Here is a 14,627-nt window from a genome sequence, read left to right on the forward strand (position 1 = left end):
GTTGGGAGCGGTTCTACTTAGTTATACGGTGAATACGCCGAGGGAAACGAATCGTTTCCGCCGTCGGAACGGAGCGTTGTCCGTCAGTTCCCGGTCCACTTGAGGAGGAACAGCGTCCCCTCGAAGAGCGTAATCATCGTCAGCGTGACGAGGATGGGTGCCATCCCGGTTGGGTCCGGCGTGAACAGGAACGAGATGCCGAGGAACGCGCCCCAGAACAGCAGGCGGCGGTCGGCGAGCCATCGCCGGGTCGTCAGCCCCATCATGATGGCGAGCATGATGAACAGCGGAATCTGGAACACGACCGCCAGATAGCCCATCAGCATCAGGATGAGGTTGAACGTCTTCGTCAGGCCGAACGCGAGTTCCGCCGCGCCCTCGGTGTACTGGATGAAGTAGGTGAACACCGCGGGGAGGATGAGGAAGAAGGCGAAACTGACGCCGATGACCGCCAGCACGAGACTGGTCGGGACTGCCGCGAGGTAGTAGCGACGTTCGTGGGGGTATAGACCGGGCCGCATGAAGAGGTACGTCTCGTAGACGAACACCGGAAGCGCGATGATGACGCCCGCGAGACTGGCGACTTTCAGATTGGTCAGCACCAGCGCGAGCGGGTGGTAGAGTCGGGGACGCGCCTGCTCGCCGAGTTGGTCGAACGGGATGGTGTTGTACCAGAGGAAGTTGATGACTTGCTCTGAAAACGGCAGTGCGACGGCAGTGACCATCCCCGCGACGGCGATGATGACTGCCAATCGTTTGACCATCTCCTCGATGTGGTCGGCCAGCGGCATCTCTTCGTCTTCCAGCGGCTCTTCCGGCCGCGGGGCCGGGTCGTTCACCGTCTCCGGCTCTCGCCTCGCGGGCCCGGTATCTTCCGCGGGCGTGAGATTGCTGGCCGTCGCCTCCGATTCGTCAGCCATTCAGTGGCTCTACGTTCTGCCGTTCTTATAGGTCTTCTGTGACCGTCTGTACGAGAAGATTGATAACTACGACACGGCTACCCTTTCCAAAGAATGTCCGGGACTGGAAGTAGCATCGTCGACGAGGACACCGCCAACGCCGTCAACAGCGGGCGAGAGACCATCGGAGCGATGCTCTCGACGGCGCAAGAGCATCTCCAGAAGGTGTTTATCGTCTTCCTCGTCGGCTTCGTCGCGTCTTTCTACGCGCTTCGTTCCGTCGGGTGGCCCTTCCTCAAACAAGTGACCAAGGCTCAGATGCCGCCGTCGCTAGCCGACTCCGTCACGGTCATCGCCGTAACGCCGTTCGACGTTATCCTGTTACAGGCGAAAATCGGTGCCATCGCGGGTGGCATCATCGCGCTTCCCGTCCTGCTGTACTACTCTCGGGACTCCCTTCGCCAACGCTCGTGGTATCCGGGCGTACCTATCGCTCGCTGGAAAATAGCGATTCTGGTCTTTCTCGCGCTGGCGCTGTTCCTCGGCGGGATGACCTACGGTTACGGCGTCTTCTTCCCCCTGATGTTCCAGTTCCTCGCGGACAACGCCATCAACGCGGGCTTCGAGACGCGCTACTCTATCGTGAAGTGGACGGAGTTCATCGCGTTCCTCTCGCTGTCGTTCGGTCTCGCCGCGGAGCTTCCGCTGGCGATGAGCGGACTGGCCTACACCGGCATCGTCCAGTACGAGACGTTCCGCGACAAGTGGCGCTACGCCATTATGGGCATCTTCCTCTTCGGTGCCGTGGCGTCGCCGCCGGACCCGTTCACCCAGATCATGTGGGCGACGCCGCTCATCCTGCTGTACGCGTTTAGCCTCTATCTCACGAAGGTCGTCGTGACGCTCAAGCGCGGGAGCGAGCGCCTCAGCTTCGTCGATGTCGTTCGTGATAACGCGATTCGGATGCTCGGCGCTCCGGCGCTCGTGTTCCTGCTCGTCCGGTTCTTCTTCACGCGCGCTGGCGTCGAGACGCTGAACGCCGAACTCCCCGCGAAGTACGCGCTTCCGGCCGTCGAGTCGGTCGTGGGACTTCCCCGTTCGGAGTCAATTCTCGTCGCGTCTGGGTCCATCGCGCTGGTCGCGTTCGTCGTCGCGTTCCTCTACTATCTGACCAACGCCCTCGGCGAGGCAGCGACCGCCGCTGGCGCTTCCCCGCCCGCCGCTGGGTCGCCAGCAAACATCGACCTCGAAAATCTCGACGCGGGCGCGGTCCGGGCGGCCCCGCCGGAGGTCTTCGGCGACATGAGCGAGGAAGACGCGGTCGGCTACGCCAGCGAGGCGATGGACGCCGATAACGCCGAGAAGGCCCAAGCCATCCTCGACCGCTACGACGAACTCAACCCCGACGACGAGGCCGAAGGCGAAGCGACCGAAGGCGAAGCGGCCGCGGAGGCCGCCGCCGGTGCGGAAGCGACCGACGCGTACGCCGAGGGAGAGACGGCCGAGGCGACCGCACCGCCCGAGACCGAGGACTCGGGCAACGTCCTCGAAAGCACGGCGGCGGGCATGGCCGACGCCTTCACCGAGGAGGAGACAACCGAGGACGACATCGGCGGGTGGTTCTACGACCTCCGGTTCATCTTCGAGAGTCTTACCTCCAAGATGTTCCGCATCGTGGCAGTGTTCATGCTGGTCCTCGCGGGCGTGTTCACGTTCCTCTATCGGGGCGGTATCGGCGTCATCCGTAGGGACTTCCTCTCGCGGCTTCCCGCCGAGGTCCGCCCCGAGATGGGGTCGGGCGAGAACGTGCTGAACATCGTGACGCTCCACCCCGTCGAGGCGCTGGTGTTCGAGGTCAAGATAGCCACACTACTCGGGGCCGTGGCGGTCCTGCCGCTGGTCCTCTACTACGCGTGGCCCGCGATGAAAGAGCGTGGTCTCGCCGCCGGAAACCGGAACGTGTTCGGTCTCTGGTCGGTGACCATCGCGGTCGGTCTCATCGCCGGGAGCGCGCTCGGCTACGCCATCATCGCGCCGAGCATCATCTCGTGGCTGGTCGCCGACGCGATTCGCGCCGATATGATAATCTCCTACCGGGTCAACAACTTCTTCTGGCTCGTGTTCTTCACCACCGCGGGAATCGGCCTGCTGGCTGACGTACCTCTGACGATGTGGCTGTTTGAGCGCGGCGGCATCGTCTCGTTCGACGCGATGAAAGAGCGCTGGCGTGAGGTCACCATCGCCATCTTCGCCGTCGCGGGACTGGCAACGCCCGACAGCCTCTACACGATGTTCCTCATTGCGGTCCCGCTGTCGGTGGCGTACCTCATCGGACTCGGCGGTCTCTGGGTCGTGACGGTCGGCGGACGGCGGTAGCACGCTCGTTCGCGTTCTTTTGGCGTTTTTCTCGTTCGCGGTCGTCGTTGGTCGCTGTTCGTTCACGCTCGTCCTCGCTCCGAGATAGCGTCGGGGTTATTTACGTCGTCGGTGATCACCTCGAAATCTCGAACGGTTTAAACCTCGGAGCGATAATACTCCTGTATGAGCAAGATAAGCGTCGAAGTGCCCGACGAACTCCTCGAAGACCTCGACGGCCACGTCGGAGACGACGGGAAGTTCGTCAACCGGAGTGAGGCCATTCGCGCGTCGGTCCGGAAGATGCTGGACGTACTGGACGAGATAGACGAGCGCCACGGCCGACTCGAAGACGACTGAGCGAGGACTCGAAGATGACTGATTCTTACCGAGACACGACGCCGCTCCCGACCGGTCGCATCGCGCTCGTGGCGCTGTTCGTCACCGCGCTGGTGACTGCCCAGATGACCGCCTCGAAGCTACTGGGATTCTCCATCCCCTTCGAACTCCCGTTCACCGGAAGCCTCCTTGCGATGCCCGGCGCGGCGCTGGCCTACGCGGTGACGTTCTTCGCGTCGGACTGCTACTCTGAACTCTACGGTCCCGAGGAGGCCCACAAGATGGTCAACGTCGGCTTCGCCATGAACTTCGTCCTGTTGGCGCTGGTGTACTCGACCATCGCCGCGCCCGCCGCGCCGTTCAGTTCCGTTGACCCCGCGACGTTCGAGCAGGTCCTCGGCGCGAGCCTCAACATTGTCGTCGCAAGCCTGCTGGCGTACGTCGTGAGCCAGCACTGGGACGTGCGCGTCTTCCACGCGATTCGGGAGGCGACCGACGGCGACGCCCTCTGGGTCCGGAACGTCGCCTCAACCGCGAGCAGTCAGCTCCTCGACACGCTCATCTTCGTGTTCGTCGGGTTCGCCGCGATGCCCGCGCTCCGCGGAGGCGACGCGATGACCCTGAACGCCCTGCTCGGTCTCGTGGTCGGCCAGTACGTCCTGAAACTGCTCATCGCGGTCGCGGACACGCCGTTCGTCTACGCCGTGGTCGGCTACCTCCGCTCGCGCGGGTCGGCCGCGCCTGCGGCGCGGACCGCCGACTGAGCGGGTTTCGTGTCGGCAAACCGACGCAGACACCGAGTTTTCGGCCGACACCGACACTTCTTTCGTGCCGCCCCGACACCGACGAGTCACATGCGACGCAAAGCCCTCCAGTTACTCGTTATCGGTTGCCTCGTCGCCCTCGCCGGATGCTCCGGCGCGCTCTCGGGCGGCGACGGCGCACAGACACTCGGCGACGTGACTTACCCTGCGGGCGTGTCGGACGATGGGACGAACGTGACGGCGCTCGCGGACGCCCACGAGAGCCAGCTTCAAAACGAGAGTCTCTCGCTCGCAGTTGACTCCACCGTCAACAGCCCGGCGGGGAACCAGACGGTCAGCCTTGACGCCGCAGTCAGTGCCGACCGCGACCGGATTCGCGCCAACGGTTCTGCGATGGGCCAGCAGGTGTCGGTGTACGTGACCGCGGACCAGCGTTTCACCCGAATCAGCACTGGCGACGCCGAACCGCGGTATCAGGTCGCCGAGCGCACGCCCGACTCGATGCAGCTCATTCCGGAGTCGTACACCGGTCGGACGTATATCGCCCAGTTCGCCGGTTCGGGCAACTTCACGCCGAGCGGCGTTCGTACGGTTGACGGGACGACGCTCATCGTGCTCGAAGCCGACGGCAGTAACGCCACCGAGAGCCAGCAGGTCAACATCACCGACTACAACGCGACCATGCTGGTTGACCAGCAGGGCGTCGTCCACTCGGTCTCGGTCGATATCTCGGCCACACGTCAGGGCCAGCAGGCCCAGACTCGGTTCTCGATGAACGTCTCGGACGTGGGCGAGACGACCGTCACGGAACCCTCGTGGCTCAACGAGGCCCGCAACTCGTCGGCCGCCTAATCGTTCGAGAGAATTCTCTCGAACGACTCGGAGTTCGACGCCTAATCGCCTCAAAAAGAAACGCTTTTGCTCTATTCAAGTATCTTAGACGAACCGTTTTTCACGGCCCGTCGCTCGAATCGGTTCCGATGGTCGCGGCCCTGACCGCGTTTCTGGTCGGCGTCGTCGTCTTCCTCCGCGGACTCGTCCGGTTGGCGGGCGTCGGCGCGCGAATCTGACCGTACTGCTGGATTTCGCGTTGAAAAGGCTCCCGAAGGGTCAGACCGGTTCGGCGAACCCGAACCGGGGTTTGACCTCCGTGACCTCGATTTCGACAGTCTCACCCTCGCTGGTGCCGGAGACGAACAGCGTGTACTCCTCGACTTTGGCCACGCCGTCGCCCTCCGACCCTTCATCGACGATTTCGACCTCCATCACGTCGCCCTCCTCGACGGGTGCGGTCATCCGACCTTTCGCAACGAGGTAGACCTCCGAGGAGGAGTCTCGGGAGGCGTCGGGCCGGAGGACGCGGACATACTGGAACTCCTCGTCCATCTCGTCGCGCAAGTCGTCCAAGTCTTGGCCCTCGAAGACCTTCACCGCGAAGTCGCCGCCGGTGTCCAACACGTCGAGCGCGGTCTCGAACGCTTGGCGAGCGAGGTGGACTGACCGGGCGTGGTCTACGCTGTACTCGCCGGTCATGTTCGGTGCCATGTCGGAGACGACCACGTCCACGTCGTCGCCCGCGATGTCCCGGACTTCCTCCTTCGTGGACTCCTCGGTCATGTCCCCGCGAACGGTCTCGACGCCGTCTACGTCCTTGACTCGCTGGAGGTCCACGCCGATTACGGTGCCCGTCTCGCCGACCTCCTCGGCAGCGACCTGTAGCCATCCGCCGGGCGCGGCCCCGAGGTCCACGACGGTCTTGCCCTCGTGGAGCAGGTTCTCCTCGCGGTCGAGTTGTTTCAGTTTGTAGGCCGCTCGGGAGCGGTAGCCCTCCTGCTTGGACTTGTTGTAGTAGTGGTCTTTGTGGCTCATTCGATTACCGGTAGATAGTCGGGCGAGGGGGTTATGCGCTTCGTTTGTCGGGATTCGCTCGGCGGCTCGGTTCCACGGCCGAAGCGACGAACTTATGAGTCGAAATAGACTATTTTACTTCAAAGTGCCCAGAAATGGTGTCGCCCTCGCCGCACGACGACTGGTCGAGTTCGAGAGCATCCAGTCGAAACTCCACGAGGCACGCCGCGACGCGATAACCGACTTCGAGACGTCTATTCGCGCCTATCGACAGACGTACTCGGGCCAACACGAACTCCGCCGCGATTTGAACGAGTGCGAGTGGGCGACGTATCGGTACGCGAGTCTCCTGCACATGCTGGACGAACTCGTCCAGCGAACGACCGACGAGTTCGGTATTAGGCTGCGAAACTGCGACCCCGTTCGTCACGAGGTGCCGAAACTAATCGGGATTCGGCACTGTATCCATCATCGAGGACTCGTGGGCGTGAACATCGTCGAAACAGAACTATCCACGAAACCCGCTGTCTGCATGTATCTCGAAAGTTTGCGAAAACACGGCAATTGGGGCGGTAACCAGCCGGGTTTCCAGACGTTTTTCCACGGGTCGAAGCGGGACGTACTCGCCCTTCGACCGGTAATCGAAAACAGCGAGTCTAAGTGTGACACGATAGTTACCGAGTTAATCGAACGATTAGAGGAGAAGTACGGGGAAAACGAACTGCGGAAGAGAACGGCTAACGTCGAACTTTATCTCTAACTCGACGGGTCAGGCATCTCGATACCGTCACAGTCACTCACTCGCTCGTCATAAAGCGCGAGCTTGAGAGTCCCGTGTTCGTCCGGATTGAGCACTTCCGGCAAATCGGCGTTCGACTCGACGTTCTGCTCCGTGGAAGTCATTTTCGACTATTCGTACGTTCACCCGACTGAAAAAGCTACCGGCCAGCGAGCAGTCGAGAGCCGTCGGACGGATTTTCGGTCGCCGTTTCGTCACGCTCTCACGCGCACGCGCCCGAACGGGTGACTTTTTATGCCGGGGGTTCGTACCTTTTGCCAAGATGTTTAAGGCTATCGTGAGCGCCGACACGCTCAAGAATACTATCGATTCCGTGGGCGTGCTGGTGGACGAGTGCAAAATCCACCTCGAAGAGGACGGTCTCGCTATTCGTGCAGTAGACCCCGCCAACGTGGGGATGGTGGACCTCGAACTCGACGCGGCGGCTTTCGAATCCTACGAGGCCGACGGCGGTATCATCGGCGTGAATCTCGACCGACTCGAAGACATCGCTGGCATGGCCAGCGGCGACCAGCCGGTTCACCTCGAACTCGACGAAGAGACCCGCAAGCTTCACATCCAGATCGACGGGCTGGAGTACACGCTCGCGCTCATCGACCCCGACTCCATCCGGCAGGAACCCGATATTCCGGACCTCGACCTCTCGGCGGAAATCGTCGTCGAGGGCAAGGACATCGACCGCTCGGTTACGGCCGCCGACATGGTCAGCGACCACATCTCGCTGGCGGTTGACCCCGACGAGGAGACGTTCGTCGTGGAGGCCGAGGGCGACACCGACGACGTGCGCCTCGAACTCGACCGCGACGACCTCGTGGACCTGCAGGCCGGGGACGCCCGCTCGCTGTTCAGCCTCGACTATCTCAAGGACATGAACAAGGCCATCCCGAGCGACGCCGAGGTCACGGTCGAACTCGGCGAGGAGTTCCCCGTCAAGCTTCACTTCGACATCGCGGAGGGACAGGGCAACGTCACCTTCATGCTCGCGCCGCGGATTCAGAGCGACTAACGCCGCCGTTCCGCTGACTTCGTTTTCTCTTTCGACTCTCGAAACTGACGGTGAGAAGCGACGGCGACGAAATTGGAAGTAATCGAAAATATTGATGACGACGACCCGATTCGCAACGAGTCGGAGCGCTACAGACTCCGGTCGATGACTGCCTTCGCGGCCTCGGCCTTCTCCTTCCAGCCGTAGCTCGACTCGTAGACGTGGCGCTTCTTGTTCACGAGTTCTTGGGGCGAGGCCTCTTCGAACCCGCCGCGGGTCCACGTCCCCGTCTCGCGGAGCCAATCGACGACGCGCTCGCGGGTCTCGTTCCACGAGAGACCGACCATCTCGTACCACGCTATCATGGCGAAGACGGCGTTGTCGTGGGCACCCGGTACCGACCCCTTCCGGGCGACGGTCTTGATGGGTTCGACGTTCGGGTCGGTGACGTGTTCCTTGTACTCGGCGGCGGTCAGCAGTTCGAGGTGGCCGTCCTCGGTCTCCATGACGCGCTGTTCGTGGACCAGTCGGTCCAGCGCGGCCTTGTGGAGGTTGCTCCACCGGCCGTGAATCGCCTCGTGAAGCGTCTCCTCGGGGAGTGCGTTGGCTGAGAGGACCGCCACGAGGTCGGTGTAGGCCTTCTCGATGTCGGACCACGACGCGCCCTCGAACTCGCAGTCGGGACCGTGGAGGTTGCTCGTCGTCCGGCAGTCGGGGCAGGGGTAGTCGAACCGCGGCACGACTCGGAGTGAATCGTTCCGAGTACAAAACGCGTCTGATTCGTCGGGAGCAGGAGTCAGTTCCACGCCGCGTCGTCGGGGTCTATCAGTCGCTCGCGCTCCTCGATGGCGTCGATTCGTGCCACTTCCTCCGCGGAGAGAGTCGGAGTCTCGAAGTTGGCCCGGAGGTGGTCCTCGCCGGTGGCTTTCGGAATCGGGACCACGCCGTCGCGCTGGCGGAGCCACGCAAGACTGACAGCTTCCGGCGTGGTGTCGCGGTCATCGGCGATGTCGGCCAGCGCGTCCATGTCGCCCGCCTCGCCCTGCATCAGCGGCGAGTACGCGACGACGGTGATGTCGCGCTCCCGGCAAAACGAAAGCAGGTCGTCTTGGGGAAGTAGCGGGTGCATCTCGACCTGATTGGCGACGACGGGGGCGTCCAGAATCTCTCGGGCTTCCGCCAGCAGGTCGGTCGTGAAGTTGCTGACCGCGACGTTCTCGGCTCTCCCCTCGTCGTACAACTCGTCGAACACTGGTAGGGTCGCTTCGGCGTCGTAGGCCTTCATCGGCCAGTGGACGTACAGCAGGTCCACGGTGTCCACGCCGAGGCGGTCGAGACTCGCTTCGGTCGTCTCGCGCACGTCCTCGGGCGCGAGGTTCGAGGGGAGGACCTTCGTGACGAGGAACACGTCCTCGCGGGGGACCTCGCTGGCGGCGACGCCGTCGCCGACCGCGGCCTCGTTGTCGTACATCTGGGCGGTGTCGAGGTGTCGGTAGCCGATTTCGAGCGCCGTCCGAACCGTCTCGGCGCACTGCTCGGCGTTGTCGTTGCCGGAGGTGCCAAGACCCGGACTCGGAATGGTCGTCATGGTCGTCCCGTCTCCGGCCGCGCGGAAAAATGTACGCGCGTCGGCAACCGCCTCGATTCACCCGTCGCGCGCTCTCTCGACTGGCGAGGCGAGCGCCCGGACGACTGCGATTCCGGCGAGGAAGACGCCGCCGAGGACGCCGACCGCGACCAGCGCGGAGGCGGTGTCGGCGACCGCACCGCCGAGGAGATACAGCGGGAGTTTGACCAGCGCGTAGGCCATCGACGCCGCGCTCAGGACCGTCGCGCGCCCGACGGACTCCACCTCGTCGTTGACGTGGTGGGTGACGATGGGGTGGAGGAGCGAGCGCGACCCTTTCAGGATGAAGAACGTCGGGAGCGCGAGCAGCGGCCACAACAGGGGCGCGACTAGCGCGACGCCGAGGACCAGCGGCACCGCGAGAACCGCCCCGTCCACGCCGAGGCGGTCCTGCACCGCCCCGGCGTAGTAGCTCGTCACCGCCGAGACGCCCGCGAAAGCCGCGTACAGCAGTCCCATCGAGGCGACTGGAACGCCGAGCGTGTCGGTGCTAATCGGCTGGACGTAGGTGTCGGCCGCCGCGACGACGCCGAAGAAGAGCGCGGCGTACGCGACGAACCACCGGAGCGACGGGCGCGTCAACTGCTCGCGGAGGACCGGGAGCGCGTCGAGAACGGCGAACGTCTCGCGGTCGCCTCGTCGCTCGCTGGCAAACTGGCGGTTCTTCGGGAGTGTGAGCAGTACCACCACGCCTGCGCCGTTAAGAATCCCCGAGGCGACGAAGGGGAGCGTCGGGCGAACGCTGTAGAGGACGCCGCCCGCGAGCATGGTGACGACGGTGACGGCCTGCCGGACCGACTGCCCCCGGCCGCGGACGTGGGCGAAGCGGTCGGCGTCGCGCTCGGCGTCCAGCGCGTCGTAGAGCCACGCGTCGTCGGTCCCCGACCGAAAGACAGTCGAGAGCGTCCAGAGGACGTAGAGGGCCGCGAGACCGGCGTACGACCGGACGACCGCGAACCCGAGAATCGAGAGGGTCATGAACGCCGAACTCAGCAGGAGACTGGCCCGCCTGCCGAGTCGGTCGCCGACGTAGCCCGTCGGTATCTCCCCGACAACGGTCAGCACGGCGTACAGCACGCTCAGCGACGCGATAGCGGTGTAGTCGAGACCCCGGTCAAGCAGGAACAGGGTGAAGATTGGCGAGAAGAACCCGAACGAGACCGTCGCCTGATAGCAGTAATACTTCAGAACTGGCGAGGACGGGAGTCGGTCGGACGCGAGCGACGAGGGCCAGCGAGCGCGGTCGGTCACGGAACGGTCGAACGTCGTTCCCGATTCGATAAAAACGCTCGCTGAAGAGAGTTAATGTAGGAGAAGGGACAAAAGAGCGAAACGGCACGAGCGCGAACCCTCGGATATGGCCGGTGACGACCCGCCGTGGCGACTACTCGGAATCGGCGGACTGGCGAGTCTCTGTTGTGTCGGCACCTCGGCGGTCGGCGGGGCCGCGCTAGCGAGCGGTGCGGTCGCTGGCGGCGTCGGTGCGAACGTCGCGCAGGTGCTGGTGACGGTGCTGACCGTCGGGATTCTCGGCGTGGCGTGGATGCGATTCGGCCCGGACCCGAAATGCGAACGCGAGTAATCGCCGTTCTCTGCACTCGGTCAGTGACCCCGGATAGTATTTAAAATCTTGCCTCTCTACAGCACGACCTGTTCGTACGAACCCGCTCCGTACGGGGGTTTTAGCCCGGCCTAAACCCGATACGCTTCCGTGGAGGGGGTTGTTTTAAGTACCTGCTCGCCCTGTGTGCGAACAGGTGACCAACAATGGCCATTGACCCGCAATTTCACGAGAACCGCGAGAAGGTAGACGACCACGAGGGCCACGACGTGTGGGGTCCCGTTGACGAACCCGAGGAACTGGGTATCCACGGCACTCACGTCGCCGTTGACTTCGACCTCTGTATCGCCGACGGCGCGTGCCTGGAGGACTGCCCGGTCGATGTGTTCGAGTGGGTAGACACCCCCGACCACCCCGAGAGCGAGAAGAAGGCCGACCCCGCAAACGAGGCCCAGTGCATCGACTGCATGCTCTGTGTGGACGTGTGTCCCGTTGACGCCATCGACGTGGACGCAGGTCGGGCCTAATTCGGAACTCGATTTTTCGATGCCCACGACGGGAGAGTCGCTACTCTGCTCGGTCTACGTCTAACTCTTTGCGGAGGGAGGCCAACGCGTCGGTGTCCGCGAGATACTCGAACTGCTCGCGGAAGTGCGTGTCGCAGAGACCGACTCGGACGCCGTTCAACTCGGGCGCGAACGCCGCGTCCCGGTCGCAGTAGTGACACCGCATATCACCAGTTAGTCCGCGCCGGAAGTTAACCTCTGCGCTCGGGGGATAGATTCACCGACGACCGGAAGTGGCGATATTCGGGCTTCGAGAGACCCGCCTCGCCGAGTTCGTGACCGTGGGCGTCGGTCCCACCGGTGGGAATCAGGTCGTGTTCGGCGATGGCGCGCTCGACCGGCCGCGGGTCTACCTCCTCGTCGTAGGGGTAGTATCGCTCGACGGCGTCGAGGTCGGCGGTCAGTTCGAGCGCCGCTTCGGGGTCGTCGTAGCGGTACGGGTGCGCGAGACCGACCAGTCCGCAGGCCGCCGAGAGCAGTTCGACGCCGCGCTCGAACGAGGTCACGTCGCGCGCGACGAAGCAGGGTCCGTCGTTGCCGATGAGGTCGTCGAACACGGCGCTCATCTCGTCGTACCCGCTTTCGGGGTGGTCCACGACGGCGCGGGCGACGTGGGGTCGCCCGAGTCCTTCGCGCGGTTCGAGACCGAGTTCGATGCCAAGGTGGTCCTCGACGTTCTGGATAATCTTCCGGCCGCGCTCCTTTCGGTCGGTCTGGATGCGGTCGAGTTCGGCCGTGAGTTCGTCGGTCGGGGAGACGCCGTAGCCCAACAGGTCCACGCGCTCGCCCGATTCGGGTTCGACGCGCAGTTCGACGCCGTGGACCACCGTCACGCCCTCGAAGGCCGTGACCGGCGTCGGCAGTTCGGGATGCAGGCGGTCGTGGTCGGTGACGGCCACGACGGAGACGCCCGCCTCGCGGGCGGCCTCGGGCACCTCCGACAGGCGCATCTCGCCGTCGGAGTTGGTCGTGTGGACGTGTAGGTCCGCGAAGACGCTCATACCCGCAGAAGGGGTGGCCACCCCGAAAACGCTTCGCTCCGCTCTCACAGTTCGTCTCTGTGGCATCTATTCTCAACCTTATATTCCTTAAATTCCTCAATGTCCTACCGCAGGAAGGTTTATCATTATCTTTGATGTAGGTGTGATCGATGACACTGCAACAGGCGACCGAACTGCTCCGCGACCACGAGTACCCCGCGACGACCGACCAACTCACCGACTCCTACGGCGACTTCGAACTCGATCTCCCGAACGGGAGCGAGACGCTGGGCGACGTGTTCGGCCGCGTCGAGTCCGAAACGTTCGGCACCCCAGGCGAGGCCGAGGAGACCCTCTACTCGGCGGTCAGCGGCAAGGCAATCGGTCGGAAGGGGTACAGCGACCGTGACCCGACGACGCTCGGGACGACGGGTCCGGCCCAAGTTTCGTTCTAAACAACCTTTTGCTGCACTCGGTCGCGTCTGAGCCGCAGGCTCAGACGCTCCCTCGCTGGCAAAACGTTGATGAAAAACACGGCGTCACCCCCTCAGCCGCGCCTCGCTTCGCTCGGCGAGGCTTCGAGGCTTTCCTTGGTCCGCTCGCTCACGTTCGTTCGCTCGCGGTAGAATTGCTGGTCGATTTCCGCACAGCGACCGCACGGCGACCGAGTCCACCCCGTAATTTCCGATTTCCTACACCCACTTCACGGCACCGCCGAGGTCCAGCGGGACCGACCCCTTGCTGTAGGCCTCGACCTTGCCGGAGGGTCGCGCCCGGAAGACCACCGCGGGGCGATGGCGCACCGCGGGTTGCTCGCCGCGGACCGCGTTCCACTCGTCGTCGCGGAACCCCGAGCAGTCCACGAACAGCACCGCGCCGCCGCCGTGCTTTTCGAGTTGGCCCGAGGTCTTCGTCTCGGCCGTCTCGCGCACCGCGGCAATCGGCGTGTCGGCGTGGCGGCGCGTCGGCGGTCGTGGTCGCGTCACTTCGACCAATGGCGATTCGTGACCGTTACCGGGCGACTCCGCCCGGAAGTCCAACGAGTGGCCTGTCGTCACCTCGATTTCGGGCGTCACGTCGTACCCGGCGTCGGTCAGCACCTTCGCCGCGGTAAACTCGCTCATCGCGGAGGCCATCCGCACCGGGTCTACCTGCGGACTGGTGCCGAGTTTCGACGCCATCTCGTAGCGATGCTCGTCGAGCGCACCCGTGTTCAAGAACTCCTCGTAGAACGCCAGCGCGTCGTCGTAGGTCGCGTCCGGGAACCCCATCGCGTGGTCCTGGAAGAACGTCCGCGAGGAGTGTCGGCCGTCCTTCGAGAACAGCACCGGGAGGAAGAACCACGAGAGGTGTTCGTAGTCGGCCAGCCACGGGGCTTCGGTCTGGAGGTCGCCCAGCAGTTCGCGCTGTGCCCAACGAGCGACGGTGTAGGGAATCTCCTCGAACGTGTACTTCTCGGTGCGCCAGAGCGTAGAGGGCGTCTCGGTGTTGCCCAACCAGTAGGCGACGCTCTCGTCGTCGTTCCAGCAGAACAGCGCGAGGTCGCCGTTTCCCATCTCGATGCGTCGGGTTTCGTACCCCGACGGCCCGGCGTAGTGGGGCGTCAGTAGTTCGGCACCGAACTTCTCGTCTAACGGGTCGTAGAGGTCTCGTTCGACCTTCTCTTCGGTCCACCGCTCCGTAGAGCGGCGAAAGCGGAGCGGACTTGCCACGAGCGGTTCTAGCCCCGCGAGGGGTTTACCTTTTGTGTCGCGCCCCGCCTTTCGCGGTCGAATTGCCGGATGAACTCGCGTTGAACTCGGGCAGGGCCGTCGCGCTGCGAGGTGGAATTTCGACCCGCTTTCGAGGCATGAAAAAAGTGAATACCCGTTACATTCATTACGGATCGAATCCTACCCATGAGT

18 protein-coding genes are annotated in these 14,627 nt (G+C 63.7%); 9 read left to right on the forward strand and 9 right to left on the reverse strand.

The features are described from left to right. Positions 1–83: 83 nt before the first annotated feature. Positions 84–920: a twin-arginine translocase subunit TatC gene (gene tatC, locus EP007_RS07450; RefSeq protein WP_128477054.1), complete on the reverse strand. Its 837-nt coding sequence runs from the start codon at positions 918–920 to the stop codon at positions 84–86. 93 nt (positions 921–1,013) lie between these two features. On the opposite strand from tatC (EP007_RS07450), the gene tatC (EP007_RS07455) reads away from it, so the two are divergent. The 4 genes from tatC (EP007_RS07455) to EP007_RS07470 all read left to right on the forward strand — a co-directional run bounded on the left by tatC (EP007_RS07455) (position 1,014) and on the right by EP007_RS07470 (position 5,209). Then, positions 1,014–3,275 (forward strand): twin-arginine translocase subunit TatC, encoded by a 2,262-nt coding sequence (tatC, locus tag EP007_RS07455; protein WP_128477055.1) that lies wholly within the window; start codon positions 1,014–1,016, stop codon positions 3,273–3,275. Positions 3,276–3,440: 165 nt separating this feature from the next. Beyond that, the gene (locus EP007_RS07460; RefSeq protein WP_128477056.1) at positions 3,441–3,614 is read left to right on the forward strand and encodes a ribbon-helix-helix domain-containing protein; all 174 of its coding nucleotides are present in this window, start codon (positions 3,441–3,443) and stop codon (positions 3,612–3,614) included. A 14-nt stretch (positions 3,615–3,628) separates the two neighbouring features. Continuing rightward, positions 3,629–4,357 carry a queuosine precursor transporter gene (locus EP007_RS07465; RefSeq protein WP_128477057.1) on the forward strand — a complete coding sequence of 243 codons (729 nt, stop codon included), beginning with the start codon at positions 3,629–3,631 and terminating at the stop codon, positions 4,355–4,357. A gap of 90 nt (positions 4,358–4,447) precedes the next feature. Next, positions 4,448–5,209 carry a DUF7537 family lipoprotein gene (locus EP007_RS07470; RefSeq protein ID WP_128477058.1) on the forward strand — a complete coding sequence of 254 codons (762 nt, stop codon included), beginning with the start codon at positions 4,448–4,450 and terminating at the stop codon, positions 5,207–5,209. 258 nt (positions 5,210–5,467) lie between these two features. Here EP007_RS07470 and EP007_RS07475 read toward each other — a convergent pair whose 3' ends face one another. Further along, positions 5,468–6,226, reverse strand: a complete 759-nt coding sequence (locus EP007_RS07475) for a 23S rRNA (uridine(2552)-2'-O)-methyltransferase (protein WP_128477059.1) — start codon at positions 6,224–6,226, stop codon at positions 5,468–5,470. A gap of 334 nt (positions 6,227–6,560) precedes the next feature. Between EP007_RS07475 and EP007_RS07480 the strand changes: the two genes are divergently transcribed. After that, positions 6,561–6,965, forward strand: a complete 405-nt coding sequence (locus tag EP007_RS07480; protein WP_128477060.1) for a hypothetical protein — start codon at positions 6,561–6,563, stop codon at positions 6,963–6,965. On the opposite strand, the gene EP007_RS17370 is transcribed toward EP007_RS07480, so the two are convergent. Continuing rightward, the gene (locus EP007_RS17370; protein ID WP_166035476.1) at positions 6,962–7,108 is read right to left on the reverse strand and encodes a hypothetical protein; all 147 of its coding nucleotides are present in this window, start codon (positions 7,106–7,108) and stop codon (positions 6,962–6,964) included. The two genes, EP007_RS07480 and EP007_RS17370, sit on opposite strands and share 4 nt — an antisense overlap. Before the next feature lie 158 nt (positions 7,109–7,266). On the opposite strand from EP007_RS17370, the gene EP007_RS07485 reads away from it, so the two are divergent. After that, entirely contained in the window at positions 7,267–8,010 is a 744-nt protein-coding gene (locus tag EP007_RS07485; RefSeq protein WP_128477061.1) for a DNA polymerase sliding clamp, read from the forward strand. Positions 8,011–8,138: 128 nt separating this feature from the next. Here the strand turns inward: EP007_RS07485 and EP007_RS07490 are convergent, their stop codons facing one another. The 3 genes from EP007_RS07490 to EP007_RS07500 are packed head-to-tail and all read right to left on the reverse strand — an operon-like array spanning position 8,139 to position 10,867. Further along, positions 8,139–8,729 (reverse strand): DUF7474 family protein, encoded by a 591-nt coding sequence (locus EP007_RS07490; RefSeq protein ID WP_128477062.1) that lies wholly within the window; start codon positions 8,727–8,729, stop codon positions 8,139–8,141. Positions 8,730–8,785: 56 nt separating this feature from the next. Next, positions 8,786–9,577, reverse strand: coding sequence for an aldo/keto reductase (locus EP007_RS07495; protein ID WP_128477063.1), 792 nt, complete (start codon positions 9,575–9,577; stop codon positions 8,786–8,788). Between the two features lie 57 nt (positions 9,578–9,634). Then, positions 9,635–10,867 (reverse strand): MFS transporter, encoded by a 1,233-nt coding sequence (locus EP007_RS07500; RefSeq protein WP_128477064.1) that lies wholly within the window; start codon positions 10,865–10,867, stop codon positions 9,635–9,637. A 106-nt stretch (positions 10,868–10,973) separates the two neighbouring features. Between EP007_RS07500 and EP007_RS07505 the strand changes: the two genes are divergently transcribed. Together EP007_RS07505 and EP007_RS07510 are read left to right on the forward strand one after the other, a co-directional pair. Then, a complete protein-coding gene (locus EP007_RS07505) occupies positions 10,974–11,198 on the forward strand; it encodes a hypothetical protein (protein WP_128477065.1) in 225 nt (74 codons plus the stop codon). A 185-nt stretch (positions 11,199–11,383) separates the two neighbouring features. Continuing rightward, the gene (locus tag EP007_RS07510; RefSeq protein ID WP_128477066.1) at positions 11,384–11,704 is read left to right on the forward strand and encodes a 4Fe-4S dicluster domain-containing protein; all 321 of its coding nucleotides are present in this window, start codon (positions 11,384–11,386) and stop codon (positions 11,702–11,704) included. 40 nt (positions 11,705–11,744) lie between these two features. Here the strand turns inward: EP007_RS07510 and EP007_RS17375 are convergent, their stop codons facing one another. Both EP007_RS17375 and EP007_RS07515 read right to left on the reverse strand, forming a co-directional pair. Next, on the reverse strand, positions 11,745–11,909 hold the full coding sequence (locus tag EP007_RS17375) for a DUF6757 family protein (RefSeq protein WP_166035478.1): 165 nt from the start codon (positions 11,907–11,909) through the stop codon (positions 11,745–11,747). A 25-nt stretch (positions 11,910–11,934) separates the two neighbouring features. Continuing rightward, positions 11,935–12,744, reverse strand: a complete 810-nt coding sequence (locus EP007_RS07515) for a PHP domain-containing protein (RefSeq protein WP_128477067.1) — start codon at positions 12,742–12,744, stop codon at positions 11,935–11,937. A 149-nt stretch (positions 12,745–12,893) separates the two neighbouring features. On the opposite strand from EP007_RS07515, the gene EP007_RS07520 reads away from it, so the two are divergent. Further along, complete coding sequence (locus tag EP007_RS07520; protein ID WP_128477068.1) at positions 12,894–13,178, forward strand: DUF5789 family protein; 285 nt, start codon at positions 12,894–12,896, stop codon at positions 13,176–13,178. A gap of 237 nt (positions 13,179–13,415) precedes the next feature. On the opposite strand, the gene EP007_RS07525 is transcribed toward EP007_RS07520, so the two are convergent. Beyond that, on the reverse strand, positions 13,416–14,435 hold the full coding sequence (locus EP007_RS07525; protein WP_128477069.1) for a DUF5784 family protein: 1,020 nt from the start codon (positions 14,433–14,435) through the stop codon (positions 13,416–13,418). Positions 14,436–14,627 lie beyond the last annotated feature (192 nt).

It is taken from the genome of Halorussus pelagicus (assembly GCF_004087835.1).
Lineage (GTDB): Archaea > Halobacteriota > Halobacteria > Halobacteriales > Haladaptataceae > Halorussus > Halorussus pelagicus.